This window comes from Paraburkholderia fungorum, from assembly GCF_046027605.1.
Taxonomy (GTDB): domain Bacteria; phylum Pseudomonadota; class Gammaproteobacteria; order Burkholderiales; family Burkholderiaceae; genus Paraburkholderia; species Paraburkholderia fungorum_F.
In genome coordinates, this window is record NZ_JAQQEF010000004.1 from 50,676 (window position 1) to 66,589 (window position 15,914).

At 58.3% G+C, this 15,914-nt stretch carries 11 protein-coding genes and 1 pseudogene; 9 read left to right on the top strand and 3 right to left on the bottom strand.

The window, feature by feature from the left end:
• Positions 1-6: 6 nt before the first annotated feature.
• The 3 genes from astB (at position 7) to PQR53_RS08930 (ending at position 3,325) form a co-directional block, all read left to right on the top strand.
• A complete protein-coding gene (gene astB, locus PQR53_RS08920) occupies positions 7-1,347 on the top strand; it encodes an N-succinylarginine dihydrolase (RefSeq protein WP_408452418.1) in 1,341 nt (446 codons plus the stop codon).
• Positions 1,331-2,389, top strand: a complete 1,059-nt coding sequence (gene astE / locus PQR53_RS08925; protein ID WP_408452420.1) for a succinylglutamate desuccinylase — start codon at positions 1,331-1,333, stop codon at positions 2,387-2,389. Before astB ends, astE begins: the two co-directional genes overlap by 17 nt.
• A 141-nt stretch (positions 2,390-2,530) precedes the next feature.
• Positions 2,531-3,325, top strand: coding sequence for an ABC transporter substrate-binding protein (locus PQR53_RS08930; RefSeq protein WP_179741808.1), 795 nt, complete (start codon positions 2,531-2,533; stop codon positions 3,323-3,325).
• Positions 3,326-3,404: 79 nt separating this feature from the next.
• Here PQR53_RS08930 and PQR53_RS08935 read toward each other — a convergent pair whose 3' ends face one another.
• The 3 genes and pseudogenes from PQR53_RS08935 to PQR53_RS08945 all read right to left on the bottom strand — a co-directional run bounded on the left by PQR53_RS08935 (position 3,405) and on the right by PQR53_RS08945 (position 6,023).
• The gene (locus PQR53_RS08935; RefSeq protein ID WP_408452422.1) at positions 3,405-4,124 is read right to left on the bottom strand and encodes an SDR family NAD(P)-dependent oxidoreductase; all 720 of its coding nucleotides are present in this window, start codon (positions 4,122-4,124) and stop codon (positions 3,405-3,407) included.
• A gap of 90 nt (positions 4,125-4,214) precedes the next feature.
• Positions 4,215-4,946, bottom strand: a pseudogene (locus tag PQR53_RS08940) (acetoacetate decarboxylase); the annotation flags it as partial.
• Between the two features lie 339 nt (positions 4,947-5,285).
• Complete coding sequence (locus PQR53_RS08945; protein WP_408452424.1) at positions 5,286-6,023, bottom strand: acetoacetate decarboxylase; 738 nt, start codon at positions 6,021-6,023, stop codon at positions 5,286-5,288.
• A gap of 281 nt (positions 6,024-6,304) precedes the next feature.
• Here PQR53_RS08945 and PQR53_RS08950 point away from each other — a divergent pair, with 281 nt between their 5' ends.
• From PQR53_RS08950 to PQR53_RS08975, 6 genes are all read left to right on the top strand, one after another.
• Complete coding sequence (locus PQR53_RS08950; protein WP_408452425.1) at positions 6,305-7,687, top strand: EAL and HDOD domain-containing protein; 1,383 nt, start codon at positions 6,305-6,307, stop codon at positions 7,685-7,687.
• Between the two features lie 344 nt (positions 7,688-8,031).
• Positions 8,032-8,823: a hypothetical protein gene (locus tag PQR53_RS08955; protein WP_408452427.1), complete on the top strand. Its 792-nt coding sequence runs from the start codon at positions 8,032-8,034 to the stop codon at positions 8,821-8,823.
• A gap of 750 nt (positions 8,824-9,573) precedes the next feature.
• Positions 9,574-9,879, top strand: coding sequence for a hypothetical protein (locus tag PQR53_RS08960; RefSeq protein WP_408452429.1), 306 nt, complete (start codon positions 9,574-9,576; stop codon positions 9,877-9,879).
• 29 nt (positions 9,880-9,908) lie between these two features.
• Positions 9,909-10,595 carry a hypothetical protein gene (locus tag PQR53_RS08965; protein ID WP_408452431.1) on the top strand — a complete coding sequence of 229 codons (687 nt, stop codon included), beginning with the start codon at positions 9,909-9,911 and terminating at the stop codon, positions 10,593-10,595.
• A gap of 609 nt (positions 10,596-11,204) precedes the next feature.
• Entirely contained in the window at positions 11,205-11,945 is a 741-nt protein-coding gene (locus PQR53_RS08970) for a hypothetical protein (RefSeq protein ID WP_408452433.1), read from the top strand.
• An 81-nt stretch (positions 11,946-12,026) separates the two neighbouring features.
• Positions 12,027-15,911, top strand: coding sequence for an SPM autocatalytic domain-containing protein (locus tag PQR53_RS08975; RefSeq protein WP_408452434.1), 3,885 nt, complete (start codon positions 12,027-12,029; stop codon positions 15,909-15,911).
• Positions 15,912-15,914 lie beyond the last annotated feature (3 nt).

Sequence of the window (15,914 nt, forward strand, 5' to 3'; positions counted from 1 at the left end):
TCGACGATGCAAGCCACTGAAGCCAATTTCGACGGTCTCGTCGGCCCGACCCACAATTATGCGGGACTCTCGTTCGGCAATGTCGCGTCGCAGAACAACGATAAGTCGATTGCCAACCCTAAAGCGGCCGCGAAGCAAGGCCTGCGGAAGATGAAGCAGTTGGCCGACCTCGGCTTTCATCAGGGCGTGTTGCCGCCGCAGGAGCGACCGTCGATGCGCCTGTTGCGCGAACTTGGCTTCTCCGGCGACGACGCAACGGTGATCGCACGCGTGGCCAAAGACGCGCCCGAGTTGCTCGCTGCGGCGAGTTCGGCCTCGGCGATGTGGACCGCGAACGCGGCGACGGTGAGCCCGTCGGCCGATACGCACGACGGCCGCGTGCATTTCACGCCGGCCAATCTGTGCAGCAAGCTGCATCGCGCGATCGAGCATGAATCGACGCGCCGCACGCTGCGCGCAATCTTTAGCGATGCCGATCGGTTTGCCGTGCACGAGGCCTTGCCCGGCACGCCCGCTCTCGGCGACGAAGGCGCGGCGAACCACACGCGCTTCTGCTCGGAGTACGGCACACGTGGCGTCGAATTCTTCGTGTACGGCCGCAGTGAATATCGCCGCGGACCGGAGCCGAAGCGTTTCCCCGCGCGTCAGACGTTCGAGGCGAGTCGCGCGGTCGCGCATCGTCACGGTCTGGCCGAAGCGGCCACGGTGTACGCGCAGCAGAATCCCGACGTGATCGACGCGGGCGTGTTCCATAACGACGTCATCGCCGTCGGCAATCGCAACACGCTGTTCTGCCATCAACTCGCGTTTGTCGAACAGAAAGCGGTCTACGACGAATTGCGCACGAAGCTCTCCGGGCTGAAAGCCGAGTTCAATGTGATCGAGGTACCCGACGCGCAAGTGAGCGTGTCCGACGCGGTCACGTCGTACCTGTTCAACAGCCAGTTGCTGACGCGCCCGGACGGCAAGCAGGTGCTGGTGGTGCCGCAGGAATGCCGCGAGAACGCGCGCGTGGGCGCGTATCTGGACGATCTGACTTCGCACAGCGGCCCGATCGACGATGTGCTCGTTTTCGATCTGCGTGAAAGCATGAAAAACGGCGGCGGCCCGGCATGTTTGCGGCTGCGCGTGGTGTTGAACGAGGTGGAGCGTACGGCGGTGACGCCTGGCGTGTGGATCAATGACACGTTGTTTGGCCGCCTCGATACGTGGATCGACAAGCATTACCGCGATCGTCTCGCGCCGTCCGATCTGACCGATCCGCAATTGCTCGCCGAGTCGCGCACCGCACTCGATGAACTGACGCAGATTCTCGGTCTGGGTTCGCTGTATGACTTCCAGCGCTGAGCGCGGCATGTCGATTCCGATGCTCGACGATTTCCTCGCCTACACATTGGCGGGCACGCGGCCTGGCGCGCACGAAGCGCAGGGTGCGTGCGCCAACAATAGTGTGCGCTGGTCATGGCTCGACGACGGCGTTCTGCTCATGGAGCCGGCCACGCAGGAAGAGGGTGTGCGCAGTGTGCTCGCCTCTGCCGGCGTGCATGGTGATGAGACTGCGCCGATCGAGCTGCTGTCGCGTCTCGTGCGTGATATCGCACGTGGCGGGGCGCCGCTGACATGCCGCGTGCTGGTGATTCTCGGTAACGTCGATGCAATGCGCGACGCGTGCCGTTATCGCGACGACGATCTGAACCGCCTGTTTAGCGGACGTCACACGCAACTGCCGCACAGCCACGAAGCGCCGCGCGCGGCGGCATTGGAGCGGGCGGCAACGGAATTCTTTGCCGCTGCCTCGCAGGCGCCGGGCGCTCGTTGGCACGTGGATATGCACACGGCGATCCGCGCGTCGGCTTTCGAGCAATTCGCCTTGTTGCCGCATACAGGCAAGCCGTTTTCGCGTGCAATGTTCGAGTGGCTCGGCGAGGCGCGCATTAGCGCGGTCCTGCTGCACACCACCAAGGGCAACACGTACTCGCACTTCACCGCGCAAGCATGCGGCGCCGAAGCCTGTACGCTCGAACTCGGCAAGGTGCGGCCGTTCGGGCAGAACGACCTGACGCGTTTCGCCGGCGCGGACGAGGCGTTGCACCAGTTGCTGGCCGGTACAAGGAACGGCAACGTGTCCACGGCGATGCCGCGTGTATTCACCGTGATCGACCAGCTCACCAAGCAAAGCGACGCATTCGAATTGCTGGTTGCCGCGGATGTGCCGAATTTCACGCCCTTTGCGAAGGACACCGTGCTCGCCCGTGACGGCGACTATCGCTACATCGTGCGTCACGACGAAGAACGTATCGTGTTTCCCAATGCGACGGTCAAGCCGGGTTTGCGCGCGGGTCTGCTGGTCGTCGAGACCACGCAGGAAACGCTCTCGAAGCTCGTCTGAATGCTTCTGTACAATCCCGCCCTCGCGGCGGTTGCGTTGCACCACACTGGCCGCACGAGTTTGAATCGCAATTTTGGCGCGGCAATCATGCTTGCCCGGATTCGGCTCCGTCTTATTCAATACCGTAGAGGAACACCCGTAATGAAGATGAATTGGCGAAACATGGCCGCGCTCGCGCTGTTCGCGACGGCAACAGTCACGGCGAGTGCTGCGTCGGCGGCAGATATCAAGGAAGTGCGCTTCGGCGTCGAGGCGTCGTACGCGCCGTTCGAATCGAAGTCCCCGTCAGGCGAGCTGCAAGGTTTCGATATCGACGTCGGCAATGCCGTGTGCGCAAAACTGAAGGCCAAGTGCGTGTGGGTCGAGAATTCGTTCGACGGCCTGATTCCAGCGTTGGAAGCACGCAAGTTCAACGCGATCAACTCGGACATGACGATCACGGAACAGCGCCGCCAGGCCATCGACTTCACCGATCCGATCTACACGATCCCGAATCAGATGATCGCGAAGAAGGGCAGTGGTCTGCTGCCTACGCCGGCCTCGCTCAAGGGTAAGCACGTCGGCGTGCTGCAAGGCACGATTCAGGAAGCGTATGCGAAGGCGCGCTGGGCGCCGGCCGGTGTCGACGTCGTGCCGTATCAGACGCAGGACCAGATCTACGCCGACCTCGCGTCGGGTCGGCTGGATGCCGCATTCCAGGACGCGGAAGCGGCTTCGAAGGGCTTTCTGAAGAAACCGCAAGGCGCGGGTTTCGAATTCGCCGGCCCGGCCGTCACTGACGAAAAGCTGCTCGGCGCGGGCGTGGGCTTCGGTATCCGCAAGGGCGACAAGGCGTTGAAGGACGCGTTGAACCAGGCGCTCAAGGAACTGAAGGCCGACGGCACGATCGACCGCTTCGCCGCGAAGTACTTCGACGTGAAGGTTGTGTTGAAGTAAGACTCGACCGTCGTTCTCCGTTGTATGCAAACTGGCCGCCTGCGCGGCCGGTTTGCATTGCGGCGTCATCGTTGCGGCATCACTTTACACAGTCGAGCGGCGGATGCGTGGCTAACGGGCGGCTTGAACTGCTCGCCAGATGCAGGACCGTCTGCGCGACTTCGTGGGCGGTCGCGAACGAGGTGTCGGTGCCGCCGTGAGGCGCCACGTGCCTGACGACGTCGTCGTCCCCCGCGCCCTGGCAAATCAGATACGCCTGCACGTTGTGCGACGCGCCTTCCTTGGCAAGGACGCGAGCGATCCCGAGTAAGGCGTGTTTCGCGGCGGCGTACGCGCACATCTGCGGCGAGGTGTCCTGTGCGTCCACCGAGCCGATGTAGATCACCACGCCGCCACGGTCGTCTCTGTACATGTGCCTGAGCGCCGCGCGCGTAGTCAGAAACGCCCCGTCGACGTGGGTCGCCTGCATCTTCCGCCAGTCGGAAAACGAACTGTTATCAAGCGGATTGAGGAGCTGGACGCCGGCGTTCGCGACGAGGACATCGAGCGCGCCGAACTGTGCGACCACCCGATCGATGCCCTCGTTGACGGCGTCCTCGTTCGTGACGTCCATTGCCATGCAGACGGCCGTGCCGCCGCTCTTTCGGATCTGTTGTACAACTTCCTTGACTCCCTGCGGGTTGAGGTCGGCGACGCCGACAATTGCACCGGCGCGCGCCAGCGCCAGTGCGATCTGTTTACCGATGCCGCCGGCCGCGCCGGTCACGACAGCGATCTTGCCGATGACACTGTTCATCATCTAGATATGTTTGGTCAGACTGCCGAAGAAATTCGATGAAGAGGCCCGCACGCGGCGATGGGCTGGCGCAGCGACGATCTGCGAGTGATCCAGATAGTCGAATACCCGTTCGCCCATTCCGAGTGTGAGATCGGCAATCAGATGGCGTGCCTCCACGATTTCGAGCACGGGCAGGTCGGCCACCGGCGCGAGCGCATGGGGTGAGAGTTGTAGCGACGACGGCCCGGTCCAGGCCCCCTTCAGTTCGATATTGTCGAGGTAGTGGCGCACCAGTTCACACACACGAGGCTTGCCGTCCACATGCGGCAGCACTTTCAGCAGGAAGTTCGGCATCCCCAGCCGCTTGCGCTCTTTGGCGAGGTTGAGCGAGTAGTGCTTGTAGCCCATGGTGGCGGTGGCGATGCGCACCGGGCCATAGTCGAGCGTGCCTATCAGCGTGTCGGTGTGAACGCCGAGTTCAGGTCGCGCGAGTTTCTTCGGGAAGCCCCACAGTTCGCGGCCGGCGGCGATGGGCGGATGATCGTCCACGTACGTGGCCAGGGTGTAGCTGCCGGCGACACCGTCGAGGGTGACCGGGATGACCTGGCCGCTTTCAGTGTAGGCGCCGAATCCGGTGGAATCCGGCGTGCGGATGAATTCGAAATGCACGAGTGGGTCGTGCACTTCAAGCGGCTCCGGCACAACCGCGCGCAGCTTGGCCGGATCCGTGCGATACGTGACGATCAGGAATTCCCGGTCGACGAAATGGTACGGGCCCATGGGGAAGGCGGGGCTTGTCACCGGCATGGAAAACGCATTGGGCAGAACGGAGTTGATTTTCATGGTGGGAGTTGTCTCTGGTGGCAGGGAAGGTAGGGCGTTATTCGAATGGTTTTATGTTCTGTTGTGTCATTCGTATAACGAAGTAAATGTGATGAAAGGATGACCTTAGGTTGGAAGGCGTATCGCTGATGCGGGGATGGCTTGGGTCCTGGGCTCGGGTGGGATGGATTGATTCTAGCGTGCGGCGTCCGTTTTATTCTTCGCAATACCTGCATCAAATTTTTTCGATTATTGGCATTCGCTCTTAACTTGGCATCTTGAAATAAGAAACGGCCGCAAGCGGCCGTTTATCGGAATGGCTCGGCGCGCTGTGGCGCCGAAAGCGTCGAGTGGTGAGTGCTATTTCAGATAATCGAATACCACTTCACCGAGCCCGAGCGTCAGATCGGCGATCAGATGGCGCGCCTCGACGATTTCGAGCACAGGCAATTCCGCCACCGGGGCCAGCGCGTGCGGCGCTAGCTGAAGCGCGGCAGGACCTGTCCATGCACCTTTAAGGGTGATGTCCTGCAGGTAGTAGCGAACCAGTTCGCAAATGCGCGGCGTGCCGTCCACGTGCGGAATTACCTTCAGCAGGAAGTTCGGCGTCTCCAGTCGTTTCTGTTGCTGGGCGAGATCCAGTTGCCGATGTTTGTAGCCCATCGTGCCGGTGGCGATGCGCACCGGGCCGTAATCCAGCGTGCCGACGAGCGTGTCCGTGTGCACTTCGAGAACGGGCTTGGCGAGTTTCTTCGGAAAGCCCCACAATTCGCGGCCACCGGCAATCGGCGGATGGTCGTCCAGATACATTGCGTGCGTATAGCCGCCCGCCACGCCGTTGTACGACACCGGGATCACCTGACCGCTTTCCGTGTAGTCGCCGAAGCCGGTCGAATCGGGCATGCGAATGAATTCGTAGTGCACCAGCGGCTCTCCGATCTGGAGCGGCTCCGGCACCACGGCGCGCAGTTTGTCCGGATCGGTGCGGTAGGTGATGATCAGGAATTCCCGGTCGATGAAACGATAGGGGCCCATTGGAAACGCCGGGCTCGTGATCGGCATCGCGAAGGCATTTGACAGCACGCTTTTGACGTCCATGATTTTCCTTGGTGGTTAAAGGCGGGGTAGCGCGGGCGATGGAACGCTTTTGCACTGCACAAGAGTATGGTCGATTCTTTTCCGGGCTTCATTGAGACGGGCAGCCAATTATTTCGAGATATTGCGGCGTTGTCATGTCCGCACACGGTGGCCTGCGCTAAAATCGCCGGGCGCGCCGCACCGCACGCGCCCGAGGGCTGAGGTCCTGGATGCGCGCGATTGGTGCAGCAAAAATCAAAATACGGCAGGAAGCGCCGGGGCGGCGCTTCGCGGGGAACGGAATGACCACCATCGCAATCGAGAATCCGGGCCAGACAGACGCCACGGCCGATGCACAATTGAATGCCAGCTTCGCGCGTCAGCCGATTCTGAATCGGGACGGCATGCTGTGCGGCTATGAGATCAAAGTACGCGCGCCCGCATTGCCGGCGGCCGTCGAAGCGGACGCAGGCGCGGCTGCGGCCGATGCCAGTGATCCGGCTGCGGATGCCGACGCGTTGCCCGGTCGCGCGCCCGAGCCGGCGCAGTTATTGATGCGGGCCATTGTTCGTGGCCTGATCCACAGCAATGTACGCAGTGCGCTCACCGGGCATCCGGCTTACGTCGACGTAAGCCGCGAGATGCTGCTCGACGACTCGATCCTGCGTCTGCCGGCGGAGCGTTTCATGCTCGAACTGTCGCCGTCGATCGAGGTCGACGACGCGCTGGTCGCGCGGATCGTTGAGTTGCACGGGCGCCGCTATCGTTTTGCGCTCGACGAAGTGACGCAGCCCAACGAGACGTTCGCGAGGCTCCTGCCGTACGCGGAGGTCGTCAAGATCGATTTCATGCATGCCTCGCGGGCGTTGTTGCCCAAGCTGACGAGCGTGCTCAAGTCCGCGGGCAAGCTGTTGGTCGCGCTGGGTATCGAAGCCCAGGACGACTTCGAAACGGCGCATGAACTCGGCTTCGATCGTTTTCAGGGTTACTTTTTCGCGCGTCCGCAGACCTCGATGACGCGGCGTGTCAGCGCGCCGCGCCATGCGTTGCTGAATCTGCTGCAACTGCTGGCGGGCGAGCCGACCGTCGCGCAGCTCGAAGCCGAACTCAAGCTCAATCCCGTGCTGGTGATGCATCTGATGAAGCTCGCGAATTCGAGCGGCCTCGCTGTCGGTTACAAGGTCAGTACGCTGCGCGAAGCGATCAATGCGACCGGCACCAATCGGATCGCCCGCTGGACCCAGTTACTGCTCTACGCGGACGGCCGCAAGGTCGCGCTGGAAGACGATCCCTTGCTGCAACTCGCGGCGACCCGGGCGCGCTTCATGGAACTGGCCATCGAACGTTTGCCCGACGTGGGGCGCGACGAAGTCGATGCGGCGTTTCTGACTGGCGTGTTTTCGTTTGTCGATGCGGTGTTTGGGGGTTCACTTGAAAGCACGCTGAATGTGCTGACGCTGTCGCGGCCGATTCAGGCGGGCATTTTGCATCGGCAGGGTGTGTTGGGGTTGCTGCTGACGGTGGTTGAGGCGCTGGAACGGGGGGCGTGGGATGAGGTCGACAGCCTGTGTGCGCGGTTGCAGCCGTTGACAGTGGAGGAGGTCGCGGAGCTGGGGTTGGCGGCGGCCGCGTGGGCTGGGGTCGCGGATCGGAGTGCGGAGGGGTTGGAGATGATTGAGGATTGAAGGGCTGGGCGCAGCTAAGGTATTCCAGAACGGCGAAGCAAAGGCTTCGCCGTTTTTGCGTTTACGACGTGTGATGCTTTGAACGAGCGTAAGGGGCGAGGGCTGAGGCCATTCGCTTCCCTAAATTCTGACAACCCTGTCAGAACTGCCTGATAGCGTACTTTGGTTCGATGCGATAGATTCGCGGCCGATTCTTTCGATGTGAAAGGATTGATTGCCGTCCCTCCGACACTTCTATCGTATTCCTGGCCGCTGCCTCCGACTACAACGCCGCTGCTGATGGTTTCCGGATAACGTTTTCAACCGGTTATCGCATCAGATACTTCATCGTCAATCTTCTGTGGATGATTTTGACGCTGTTTGTGCTCTTATCAGTCTTGGACTCGGCCATAACAGGCGCTTTGTTTGGCGTCTATTGGATGCGTTTGCCTATTGCACTTGCTGTGGGCGGTTTTGCTTTTCGTCGGATATTGATCGGTGGGCTAACGGCACCGCCTGTAACCGTCGCTCGTTCTGGCGATGTTCACCGCGGTTGTCAGCGCGTGCAATTCAGAGATCGGCCGAGGGTAATTCTCACGGGCCCTGCGGCGCAGGCTGGGGAACCGGATCGCACTGGCCGTGGGCCCAAGGTTGCTTCATCGATCATTCTGCTTGGACCGCACGGCGCACGCTTTGTCATTTACACGGCGAAGAATGTTCACGCCGCCCGCCATATCTTTGGTGGCGTTCGCGAATGGCTGGGCGATACAAATCGCGTTGTGCCGCAAACGAGCATGCCGACTTTAGGACGCCCGTTGTTGTTTGGACTATTTGCAGTGGGGCTTGCGTCAATCGTTGGCCTGGTTGTACTGGATTCCGATTACCTGCTCATTTATCCGGCCTATATAGGGACTTGGGCGCTTGGCGCTACCGTACTGGCGACCGCGTGCCTGATTCAGTATGCGGTGACAGTCAGGCGCCGTAACTGGCCGCCCCAAGCGTTGAGTGTGCCGCGCGTTCTGCGAGCGGCCCACACGCTAATCGCCGGGCTGTTCATCGCCAGCGGTGCCGCACTGTTTTTTCACCTCGCCAATCTGATCGAGTTCCGCTGGACGCCGGGGCAGATACGCAATGTCCAGACCTTCGTTCTGCGATAGGAAACTTGGATGAAAGGATGCCGCACACGGGTATATCTGCTCGAACCGACACTTAGGCGCGAGCTCCGCTTTTGCGGTACCGGATCGCGGAATGATTGGTGTGCAGGGCAGCGGGTGGAGATCGAAGAAAACGTCAATCGGTTTGGTGTGCGGTTGGTTGGGGTGCGGGTTTTGAATGTCGAGTAGGTAGGGGCTGTGCGGGTGAACAGAAGACTGTCATTGCGGGCTCCTAGCCGCACGGTCGGCCGCCGGTAAAGCGATGGGCGGGGAGTGAAATGCATCCCTTGGTGATCGGGGTTGAGGATGTCGCTCGGCAATCCGGGGCCGCAGGTTGGGGTGAGCGAAGGAGCTTTGAGCACTAAGAAGATGGTGGTGATGGATATGCGTCTACGTGTGGACCGCATGTCGTTGCGCATTCCACGGTATTGAAAATCATCTGAATCTACTCGTTATTTTCTAAGAAAATTTAAGACGAAGAGCGATTACCGATTAACCGGTTGATAGTCATCTGCGCATTTAAGTAATTTTTTGTCAATTTCAAACATTTCATTTTACTTTCGATGGCGCGATGTTGTAATTTATCGCCTGTAACGACTCACGTCAGAATGTCTCTCGGCTCGGCTAATCTGTACGATGCTAGCTACATTTCGGGGGCGATGAATCGGAATATTTGTGAATACATCAATTCGATCACGCCGCGAGCAAGTGTTTAGCGTGTAACGAGATGAGCGGAACCTCTGTGTCTGAGAAGTGATTGTTGCTGCCGACTTGCTGAGCCAGATAATCGTGAATATGCTTGAGAGGATATTTAAATTAATTTGTCTCACAATAGCTATTTTCTATTTTGGAAGCGGCCCGATAAGAGTCCTGCTTTATACCCAACCAGAGCGCGGCATGCTGAAATATTCGGCTGGCGTGGTGGAGCTTAGAAAAAAATATCGCGGCGCGGGGTACGTAACATTGAGGGAGCGCTCAGGGGCGGGGTACATGTTTATGGTGATGAAAATATTTCGCCCGTCGGGTTGGCGCGCGAATCGCGAAAAAATTATTGCGTGAGACTTCGTCGATGTACTCCGGACGACGACATGATGCTTGTGCCAGATTTTATCATTTGGCAAGTTGAGTCACATCTAGATTCCAGTGAAGCAGGTTGGAGGTATGCGGTGGTAAAGAAAATTACATATGCGGGGCTTTTGTTTGCAGTCGTTGCTGCCGGCTGGGCCGTGATATTCGCTCGTAGCCCAGGACAAATATTTCCGGACGAGATGATGTGGGTATTCTATTTGATCGTCATCCCCGTAACTGCACAGTGCGGGATATTCGTCGAAAAGCCATTTTGGGGCGCCTTTTGGAAAGACGGAGTTCCAGTTTCTCCAGTTTTGGAGAAAAAATGGAGTGATCGGTATATTGTTGTTCGAGGAATTTGCGGGCAGAACAGGAAATTTTGGGCGATGAAAACTTCGTCTGGAAATTCTAAGTATGAATCACTGTACAACTTGTCGTCTACCGGTGTTTCGATCGTGATGATGTCAAGAACTATAAAAATTGGAAAGGTGCTGATCGCTGCGGCAGTCGTACTTACTATCATTAAAATAATTGTATCGCCAATTATGGATGGGGGAGGCTTAACAGTGAAAGGTGAGTTGGCAACGAGTTGGCCAATAGTCTGGTTCGTGGTCGCAATTCTGCAATTGGCATTGTTTATGTGTGCCAACCTTTTTTTGTATTGGATGCTTTCAAAGGCCGCTTGTCTGGTTCGGGGTGAAAAATGAGTGTGACTGCTATTATTAAATCGTCAGCGCGAAATGTCGATAGTAATGTGAATGCATTTTTGTATGACGCGGGTCGATCGGAAAGTGAATATCAGTGTTCCAAATCAAAGAGACGTTGAATGTGCGCTCAGAACAGAAAAAATTCAGGATGGGCGGTCGAAGGGGTGAAATATGAGTCAATGTATCGCGATACTGTATGCCGCACGCGCCGCAACTTGGCCGGGGATCGCTGAAAGAAGTCACCGATTATGAGGCGGTACGCCGATCAATTTCACAAGCACGGACGTTCTCAACGTCGATGCGGCGGTGACTTCTCTTAGCTGCCGACGGAAATGGCACCCTTTGCGGCGTCCGGGGGTGATGTTCTCAATTGTGGGGTGGTCGCGGTATAGATCTGTCCGGACGTAGTTCGGCATGAGTCTTAAACCGCCCGGGTGATTTTCATAAAAGGGGGAAACAGGATTGCTTGCGGTCGCTCAGTCTAGAGGCGCGAATGGTGTCTAGGCAAGGTCCGTGAATTCTTATCTTAAGAGAGGTACCTGTCGATACCTCGCTGCGTCAGTATAATTTTGGCTCCGGGTTGAGATGTTTAGATTAACGGCGAAAAAAATGTTTCTGTTGCTGTTGGCTGCGTTTGTGCTGACGGTCACACTTGCGTACTACTCAAAAGACAAAGCACGAAATCAACTCGGTATCGGAGCCGTTCACGGAGTCAGAATAAGGATTCCGGCGGAATATAAATTTTTCCCGGTTGAGTATGAGGGCGACGAAATCTGGGCGCGCCCGCCGAGACGCCATGCTCCCGGACCAGATGTGCCGATCAGTTCCTTTAGTCTTCTCCTGCATCTGCCGGATTTCGGACCATTGACCTCTTTGAATCGGGCTAGTTGGGCTGGACTTAAAGGGCTCGACGCGAAATATAACGAATGGATTGTCGTCGGCGCAGAGCCAAAGGACGGTATTGGGCAAGACTCGTCGCGATGGTTTTCAGGGTTTATCGGGCGGCGCATGGACGCAGAGGTTGATTGGCGTCGCAAGCAAGGCTGGCATTTTGAACGGCAACCAGGTTTGGTGAATGGGCTGGTCTACGAGAAAAAGATTGGGCCAGACTATTCGAAGATCAGTGGCGATAATGTCGATATTTTCTACGACGTAAATCGCGCGACGACATACATTGTTTGTAGTACAGGGGCCGGGGGAGCTAAGTCTTGCGATCAATGGTTTGTGATTGAAAAGTTGGGGTTGGTTGCGCGTGCATATTACGCGCGGGATAATTTGGATAAGTGGCTGGAAATTCAAAGAAATACAGTTAAATTAATTTATTCATTCTCTTTGGAAAATAACCGTTAAAGGTAAGGCTCTATGTTTGTCATAAATTTGCGCAGCAGAATTCCCTCTTCTATTCTGCAAAATCTGAAAGATAACCTCGCATTGGGAAACGCTGCAGCGGTCTATGACTATCTGAAGTCGCAAGGTTATCCTTACGCGGGGCTCGCGCAGGGAGTGAATCTCGATAATACGGTGAGTGGCACGACAGCGATAGAGTTCTTGGGACTCTCTGGAGAGAAGGCCGGCAGGCCGATCAGTGAAGCAGAACTAGCCTCTATAAAAGCCGGTTTGGTCGATGCTTACCTTGATGTGTTATTAAAACAGGCGAAGGATTCCCCGGATGGGCTGACGACGCGCGATCTGAATTCTGATGAGGCTTGGGAAATCCATAACAAGGTGTTCAAGTCACATGAACTAGATCCCGACGTCTGGACTCTCAACACCCCGTTTTCAGTCCTGAACGCAGCCGGGCGCGAATCGCTCTGGCAAAAAATCCTGGAGTCTGACGGAAGCGTACTGGGGGACGCCAAGGCGGCGCTGGACCTGGTGATGGCGATGACTCAGGCGAACATCGACGCCATCAAGGCGGGCGATGCCGCGACCGTCGAGCAGATCGGCAACTGGGCCGCACGTATCGAGTCGCCTTCTACGATCGCGCCTGCGATCGGTACTGCGTTGAACCTGCTGATCAACACTGCGAAGTACGGCCTCGCGCTGCTGCATAACTCAAACCTCGCCGATAACCTGCTGCAGCTTGCTGATTTCCTGAAAGATCCGTTGAATATCACCGGCTTCTTCAGAAAGCTTGTGCTGACGCTCGGCATGGTCGACCCGCTGATCCTCGACATCGACGGCGACGGCATCCAAACCACCAACCCGGACACCTCCACCGCCTACTTCGATTTCGACAACAGCGGCAGCCGCACGCACACCGGCTGGATCAGCGCGGGCGACGGCTTCCTCGTTCTCGACCGTAACCACAACGGCACCATCGACTCCGGCGCCGAGTTGTTCAGCAACTTCACCCCGCTCGCGAACGGCGCACTCGCCGCGAACGGCTTCGACGCACTCCGCGATTTCGACGCCAACAAAGACGGCATCATCGACCGCAACGACGCGATCTGGTCGTCGCTACGAATCTGGCGCGATGCAAACGGCGACGGCACTTCGCAATCCGGCGAGCTGCTAGGCCTCGATGAACTTGGCATCATCTCGATCAACCTGAGCAAGGACGGCACCATCCGCACGCTCGAAAACGGCAACATGGTGCGAGGCACCGGCTCGTTCGTGCAAATGGTGGACGGTGTAGCTGTTGAGCGGGACATGCAGGAAATCTGGTTCGGCCAGGACACGCTGCACCAGCAATTCGACACGGCAATCCCCCTGCGCGACGACGTTATCGCAATGCTCTATGTACAGGGTGCAGGCAACGTGCGCGACCTCTGGCAGGCGGCGAGCCTTGACACGCCGCAAGGCGCGGCACTGCGCACGCTGCTCGAACAGATCATCCATGCCAAATCAGCCGCCGCCCAACAGGCATTGATCGAGCCATTGCTCAAGGCGTGGGCGGCGACATCAGGCATGACGACGTCGCAGGCACTAAGGGACACCGGCAAGCGAACGATTACCGGCTATGCGGCCGACGCCGACTGGATCGGCCGTCTTACCGTGCTGGAAAAGATGTCCGGCACGATGCTCGGCGCCAACGCTAGCGGTACAGTGAATCTCTCTGGCACGCGCGGCGAGTATGTGGCCAGCGCATGGTCCACGCTGGTCGAGTCGGTCTATACGGCCGTCGCAATGCAGACGGTCTGGAAGCCGTATCTCGACGCGATCGTCTACGAGGTCAACGACGCCGGTCAACTGCATATCGACTTTACCGGCATGACCTCAAAACTGCACGCCGCACAAAGCGACGTGGGCGCAACCGACGTTGCGTTCATTCTGGCCGGCATGACCCGCGCATTCGGCATCAACTGGCTGCAGCAAGGTTTCGATATCGGTGCGGAACTCCGCACCTACGTCGAGACATATCAGAGCGATGCAATGCGCGAGTCGTTGGGACAGCTAGGCGTAGTGTTCGGCAACGGCTCGCTCGGTGTTGCAACCGGAGACAAGTCGGGCAAGATCCTGATCGGCTTCGCCGGCAAGGACGTCCTCAACGGCGGCAGCGGCGACGACATCCTGCTGGGTGGCGACGGTAACGATACGCTTTACGGTGGCGCCGGTGACGACGTGCTCGATGGCGGTGCGGGCGATGACCTGCTGATGGGCGGCACAGGCAGTGATACGTATCTGTTCGGACGCCGCTCGGGGAACGACACGATCGAGGAGGCCTTTGATCTGTACGGCAACGACACCGATGTCGTGCTATTCGACGCCGATATCCGACCGCAGGATGTGACGGTACGGCGCGACGGGCAGGGCTACGACCTTCTGCTGACGATCTCCGGTTCGAACAACGTACTGCGGATCAGGAGCCAACTCGCCCAGGCCAGCGGAACTTCGACGTTCCCCTACGGCATCGAACAGTTCAGATTCACTGACGGCACGATCTGGACCAAACAGGACGTGGCGCTGATGGCATTGCAAGGCACACCCGGCAACGACGTACTGGTCGGCTACAACGGCAACGACGTGCTCGATGGTGGCGCAGGCAACGATCTGCTGGCAGGCGGGACAGGCAGCGACACATATCTGTTTGGCCGGAAATCAGGCAACGACACGATCGAAGAAGCCTACGACCTGTACGGCAACGACACCGACGTCGTGCTATTCGACGCCGATATCCGTCCGCAGGATGTGACGGTACGGCGCGACGGGCAGGGCTACGACCTTCTGCTGACGATCTCCGGTTCGAACAACGTACTGCGGATCAGGAGCCAACTCGCCCAGGCCAGCGGAACTTCGACGTTCCCCTACGGCATCGAACAGTTCAGATTCACTGACGGCACGATCTGGACCAAACAGGACGTGGCGCTGATGGCATTGCAAGGCACACCCGGCAACGACGTACTGGTCGGCTACAACGGCAACGACGTGCTCGATGGTGGCGCAGGCAACGATCTGCTGGCAGGCGGGACAGGCAGCGACACATATCTGTTTGGCCGGAAATCAGGCAACGACACGATCGAAGAAGCCTACGACCTGTACGGCAACGACACCGACGTCGTGCTATTCGACGCCGATATCCGTCCGCAGGATGTGACGGTACGCCGTGATGGGCAGGGCTATGACCTTCTCCTGACGATCTCCGGTTCGAACAACGTACTTAGGATCAGGAGCCAGTTCGCCCAGGCCAGCGGAACTTCGACATTCCCCTACGGCATCGAACAGTTCAGATTCACTGGCGGCACGATCTGGACCAAACAGGACGTGGCGCTGATGGCATTGCAAGGCACACCCGGCAACGACGTACTGGCTGGCTACAACGGTAACGACGTGCTCGATGGTGGCGCAGGCAACGATCTGCTGGCAGGCGGAACAGGCAGCGACACATATCTGTTTGGCCGCAAATCGGGTAACGACACGATTGAGGAGGCCTACGACCCGAACGGTAAGGACATCGACGTCGTGCTGTTCGATATGGACATCAATCCAGATGACGTCACTGTGCGTCGCGACGGTAGCGGCTCTGATCTGCTGGTCACGGTCTCAGGATCGGACAACGTGCTGCGCATCAAGATGCAGCTTTATCAGAGCGGTTCAAACCTGCCCTACGGCATCGAACAGTTCAAATTCGCCGACGGCACCACCTGGGACAAAACCACAATCAACGCAAAAGCGCTCACAACCCCGCCGAAGCTCATGTCGACGAAGCAAACCTTCGCGCCGGCCACCTCAGACGCATCCGCGTACATCGAAAGCAAACTGGACTTGCTGATCCAGACGATGGCGAGCATCGCGCCACCGGCGTTATCGGATTCAGCATGGCAGCAAAGCTCAGCGCAACCGCTAACGCCGCCAATCGCGGTCAGCTGCTTCTAGTCC

Bases quoted from the DNA above. Each gene is read 5' to 3' on its own strand.
- astB (WP_408452418.1), top strand. From the start codon at position 7: ATGCAAGCCACTGAAGCCAATTTCGACGGTCTCGTCGGCCCGACCCAC.
- astE (WP_408452420.1), top strand. From the start codon at position 1,331: ATGACTTCCAGCGCTGAGCGCGGCATGTCGATTCCGATGCTCGACGAT.
- PQR53_RS08930 (WP_179741808.1), top strand. From the start codon at position 2,531: ATGAAGATGAATTGGCGAAACATGGCCGCGCTCGCGCTGTTCGCGACG.
- PQR53_RS08935 (WP_408452422.1), bottom strand. From the start codon at position 4,124: ATGATGAACAGTGTCATCGGCAAGATCGCTGTCGTGACCGGCGCGGCC.
- PQR53_RS08945 (WP_408452424.1), bottom strand. From the start codon at position 6,023: ATGGACGTCAAAAGCGTGCTGTCAAATGCCTTCGCGATGCCGATCACG.
- PQR53_RS08950 (WP_408452425.1), top strand. From the start codon at position 6,305: ATGACCACCATCGCAATCGAGAATCCGGGCCAGACAGACGCCACGGCC.
- PQR53_RS08955 (WP_408452427.1), top strand. From the start codon at position 8,032: ATGATTTTGACGCTGTTTGTGCTCTTATCAGTCTTGGACTCGGCCATA.
- PQR53_RS08965 (WP_408452431.1), top strand. From the start codon at position 9,909: ATGATGCTTGTGCCAGATTTTATCATTTGGCAAGTTGAGTCACATCTA.
- PQR53_RS08970 (WP_408452433.1), top strand. From the start codon at position 11,205: ATGTTTCTGTTGCTGTTGGCTGCGTTTGTGCTGACGGTCACACTTGCG.